Source organism: Nitratidesulfovibrio oxamicus (assembly GCF_015731765.1).
GTDB lineage: Bacteria > Desulfobacterota > Desulfovibrionia > Desulfovibrionales > Desulfovibrionaceae > Cupidesulfovibrio > Cupidesulfovibrio oxamicus.
Window position 1 is genome coordinate 1 of record NZ_VRYY01000199.1, and the last position, 4,555, is coordinate 4,555.

At 63.3% G+C, this 4,555-nt stretch carries 4 protein-coding genes and 1 pseudogene; 3 read left to right on the forward strand and 2 right to left on the reverse strand.

Going from position 1 to position 4,555, the window contains the following annotated elements:
- Window positions 1-377 (reverse strand): shikimate kinase (locus tag FVW20_RS08090; protein ID WP_196609014.1); only part of this gene is annotated, 377 nt, incomplete at its 3' end.
- Window positions 378-800: 423 nt separating this feature from the next.
- Between FVW20_RS08090 and FVW20_RS08095 the strand changes: the two genes are divergently transcribed.
- The gene (locus tag FVW20_RS08095; protein WP_196609015.1) at window positions 801-1,985 is read left to right on the forward strand and encodes an aminotransferase class I/II-fold pyridoxal phosphate-dependent enzyme; all 1,185 of its coding nucleotides are present in this window, start codon (window positions 801-803) and stop codon (window positions 1,983-1,985) included.
- Window positions 1,986-2,016: 31 nt separating this feature from the next.
- Window positions 2,017-3,306 carry a homoserine dehydrogenase gene (locus tag FVW20_RS08100; RefSeq protein WP_196609017.1) on the forward strand — a complete coding sequence of 430 codons (1,290 nt, stop codon included), beginning with the start codon at window positions 2,017-2,019 and terminating at the stop codon, window positions 3,304-3,306.
- Window positions 3,307-3,439: 133 nt separating this feature from the next.
- Here the strand turns inward: FVW20_RS08100 and FVW20_RS08105 are convergent, their stop codons facing one another.
- A complete protein-coding gene (locus FVW20_RS08105) occupies window positions 3,440-4,249 on the reverse strand; it encodes an LEM-3-like GIY-YIG domain-containing protein (protein ID WP_196609016.1) in 810 nt (269 codons plus the stop codon).
- Window positions 4,250-4,351: 102 nt separating this feature from the next.
- Between FVW20_RS08105 and FVW20_RS08110 the strand changes: the two are divergent.
- Window positions 4,352-4,555 (forward strand): annotated as a pseudogene (locus FVW20_RS08110) (phosphoglycerate mutase); the annotation flags it as partial.

A 4,555-nucleotide genomic window follows, 5' to 3' on the forward strand; every position in this document is an offset into this window, starting at 1 on the left:
TGCGCGGCCAGCGGGTCGCGCGCAAGGCGTCCGGCCAGCAGGTCCACGCTGCCGCACAGGTAGGCCACAAGGCCCCCGTCGCGCAGCATGCGCCGGTTTTCTTCCGCCAGCACCATGCCGCCGCCGGTTGCCACCACCAGACCGTCACGGCCAAGGGTTGCGCGCAGGGCCTCGGTTTCGCGCCGCCGGAATCCTTCCCAGCCTTCGCGCTCCACTATCTGCTCCACGGTCATGCCCGCCGTGGCAATGACCGTGGCGTCGGTATCCTCGAAACGCCAACCGGCGCGGGCTGCCAGGGCCTTGCCCACCGTGGTCTTGCCGCTGGCGCGCGGCCCCACCAGGTACACCCGCCGCGCCTGCCGCCTTCCGTCGTTCATGCATCCCCCGGCACCGTTCGGCCAAACAGTCTCCGATCATCGCAGCTAGGCGTATTGACCGGCATTTCTTTTTTGCAGTACAAGCCATCGACACCGCAACCCACGGTAGCCTCGCCGCCTGTCAGAATACCTTGTCCGGACCGTTTGTCCGGATCATTCGTTCGGGCTTTCCGTCCCGTGCACGGCGTCCACCAGACGCCAGCGCACCGGCACGCGGCGCACGCGCAATGTATACACGGCCATTCTCCACCACAAGAGTCATCGGCATGTCCCACCTCGACCGGACCGCTACCATCGCCACCACCGCCGCCGCTACCGCCGCGGCCGCCACCGCGGCAACCGCCGCTCGGTGACGCAGGCTTGCGCCGTTGGTTCGAGGCGGCGCTGCCGCCTCTTTTCGTTTCAACCACGGAGAACTTCGCCATGAACCAGTTTCCGCGCATGCACCGTCTGCCTCCCTATGTCTTTGCGACGGTGAACGAACTGAAGATGCAACTGCGTCGCCAGAACGTGGACATCGTCGACCTTGGCATGGGCAACCCCGACATCCCCACACCCCAGCACATCGTGGACAAGCTGGTGGAAGCATCGGGCAAGGGCGTGAACCACCGCTATTCGGTGTCGCGCGGCATCCCCAACCTGCGCAAGGCCATCTGCGACTGGTACATGCGCCGCTTCGGCGTGTACCTTGACCCGGACACGGAAGCCGTGGCCACCATGGGCGCCAAGGAAGGGCTTTCGCACCTGTCGCTGGCCATGCTGTCGCCCGGCGACGTGGTGTTCGCGCCGGACCCCACCTACCCCATCCACACCTATGCCCCCATCATTGCCGGGGCCGACGTGCGGCGCATCCCCATCGGTCGCGGGCGCGATTTCTTCGAAGACCTGCTGGTGGCCACCCGCCAGACCTGGCCGCAGCCCAAGCTGCTGTTCATCAGCTACCCGCACAACCCCACCTGCGAGATAGCCGCGCCGGAATTCTTCCAGAAGGTCGTGGACTTCGCCAAGGAACACAAGATCTACGTCATCCACGACTTCGCCTACGCGGACCTGGCCTTCGATGGCCACATGCCGCCCAGCTTCATGCAGGCCGAAGGCGCAAAGGACGTGGGCGTGGAATTCTTCTCCATGTCCAAAAGCTACTCCATGGCCGGGTGGCGCATGGGCTTCTGCGTGGGCAACCGCGACCTGGTCTACGCGCTTACCCGCATCAAGAGCTATCTCGACTACGGCCACTTCCAGCCCATCCAGATCGCGGCCACCGTGGCCCTGAACGGCCCGCAGGAATGCGTGACCGAGATCGTGGACACCTACCGCAAGCGCCGCGACGTGCTCATCGAAGGGCTTGGCCGCGCGGGCTGGGTGGTGCCGCCGCCCAAGGGCACCATGTTCGTGTGGGCCCAGATTCCCGAAGAATTCCGGGCCATGGGGTCCGTGGAATTCTCCAAGCTGCTGCTCAAGGAAGCCCACGTGGCCGTTTCTCCGGGGCTGGGCTTCGGCGCGCACGGCGACGACCACGTCCGCTTCGCCCTCATCGAGAACGAACACCGTACCAAGCAGGCCATGAAGGGCATCAAGAAGGCGCTCTCCGGGAGGTCGTGTGGGTAGCGAAAGCGACAAGCCGGGCGGCAAGCGCCCCATGCCCCCGCGTCCGTTAGTCATCGGCATGGCCGGGTTCGGCACCGTGGGCAGCGGTCTTGCCCGCGTGCTGGACGAGAACCGCCAGTGGATCACCGAGCGCACCGGGCGCGAAATGGTCATCAAGACCATTCTGGTGCGCGATCTCGCCAAGCCGCGCGCCTGGCCCGTGCCGCAGGGCGCAACCCTGACCGCCGATCCGGCAGTTCTCACCGACGACCCGGAAATCGACGTGCTGGTGGAACTGATGGGCGGCATTGACGCTCCCCACGCCATCATCAAGCGCGCGCTGGAAGCGGGCAAGCACGTGGTCACCGCCAACAAGGCCCTGCTGGCCGAGGACGGCTACGACCTGTACCGTCTTGCCGAGCAGCAGAACGTGGGCCTGCACCACGAGGCCAGCGTGGCCGGGGGCATCCCCATCGTCCAGACGCTGAAGGAGAGCCTCGCGGGCAACCGCATCGGTTCGCTGGTCGGCATCCTGAACGGCACGGCCAACTACATCCTGTCCGAGATGACCAGCAACGGCCTGGACTTCGCCACCGCCCTCGGGCAGGCGCAGGAACTGGGCTACGCCGAGGCGGACCCCACGCTGGACATCGAAGGCCACGACACCGCCCACAAGCTGGTGCTGCTGATCCGCCTGGCCTACGGGATGGACTATCCCTACGCCGAACTGCCCGTGCAGGGCATTGCGGGCATCGACCGCATGGACATCGAGTTCGCGCGCGAACTGGGCTTTCGCATCAAGCTGCTGGCCCAGGTGCGCGAAGTGGACGGCAGGCTGGAGGCCGGGGTGTTTCCCACCCTGGTCAAGCACACCTTCCTCATCGCCCGGGTGGGCGGCGCGTACAACGCCATCCGTCTGGAAGGCAACGCCGTGGGTCCCGTGTTCCTGCACGGGCTTGGCGCGGGCAGCCTGCCCACCGCCAGCGCCGTGCTGGCCGACCTGATGACCGTGGCGCGCGGCGCAGCCCCGCACAACACCGGCTTTCAGCGCCAGGTGCCGCCCCGCGCGGACATCCTGCCCCCGGCAGACGCCGAAAGCAGCTACTACGTGCGCGTCATGGTGCCGGACAACCCCGGCGTGCTGCGCGACCTGGCCGGGGCCATGGCCGACCACTCCATCAGCATCGCCCAGGCCATCCAGAAGGGGCAGCACCCCCAGGGCGTGCCGCTGGTGTTCATGACCCACGCCGCCAGGGCCAGCGCCATCCAGGGCGCCATCGCCCAGGTGCAGGCGGCCGGGCTTCTGCTTGCGCCGCCAGTGTGCTACCGCGTTCTGCAGTAAGGGTTGAAGAGGCAGGAAACGGGAAGAATTCGCGGGGAAGGGGAACCTCTTGGAAGAGGTTCCCCTTCCCCGCACCCCATCCCCTCCAGAACTTTTTGATTGGGGGGGGAGGTGCGCCGCAAGGCAGTGTTTCTTACGCCCCCTCAACCGTCTCCCGCAATTTCCGCGCAAACTCTTCCTTTGTCTTTCGGGTGTAAATGCAAGGATTCCTGGCTCCTTCAGGGATGCTCACCTTCTTGCCCACGTATTTGCTGCGAATATCCTGAGTTGCACGCCTGCCAACAAACTCTATCCTCCGCTCGATTGGCTCTCTCTCCACGCCATCAGCGCGCATGGTCGAATCCCCACGCAGCCAAGCGGCTATCTCAAACACTTCTATTATTACACCTTGGTATACAGAGAACGCATATCGGGCGCACTCCGCCACTCTCATGGCAAGCTTCCAACATCCACGCGTAATATCGTAAATCTCCTGCGTGGAACTGCCGGGAACGTACGCCTGATTAACCCGAATAAGCACAGCGGGGACGTCTATGGTGTCGATATCTAACGGAGCGCCGGAACCATAAATATTCTTCAAGGTTTCAACATTCATTCTGCCGTAACGCTTTGCACCATGCCCTAGCTGCCTGTTCGTCAGCCGGTCTTTCGTAAGAAGATCAATGGCCACAGACTCTGCCACCAACGCTTCATTCTCTTCCAGACCATGCCGGATTATTTCAATCCTTGGAATTTTTCCAGAATCCAATATTTCTTTTATGGTCCGAACCTTTTCTGAGTCTCCATTGTCCAGCAGATGCTGGAAACACCTGTTACCCTTTCCCTTCCCTATATAAAAAGGAGCTTCATTTTCCAATTCGGGATAATAATACGCATAGACATACGACTTGAGTTTTTCCACAACCTCTTGGCCAAAATACAGAGCCTTTACATCAACACCCACGATGCACCACCTTCCTGTTCATGACGTTGAAGCGGATTCCATTCAAAAACTCAATACTCTAAATTAACTACACTTAACGAGAAAAAAGCTCCAGACGCAGCCATGCACACGCCCCGCATCATCTGCATCCTCGACGGCATGGCCGACCTGCCCACCCGTGACGGCCAGCCCACCCCGCTGGCCGCCGCGCACACGCCCACCCTCGACCACCTCGCCGCCACCGGCACCGCCGGTCTCTGCCAGGTCATCCCTTGCGGCGCTGAAGCCGGGTCCGACGCAGGCATCCCCGCCCTGCTCGGCTACGAC

What these genes read in the sequence shown, in the direction of transcription:
- FVW20_RS08100 (WP_196609017.1), top strand. Translation starts at nt 2,017, where the DNA reads ATGCCCCCGCGTCCGTTAGTCATCGGCATGGCCGGGTTCGGCACCGTG.
- FVW20_RS08095 (WP_196609015.1), top strand. Translation starts at nt 801, where the DNA reads ATGAACCAGTTTCCGCGCATGCACCGTCTGCCTCCCTATGTCTTTGCG.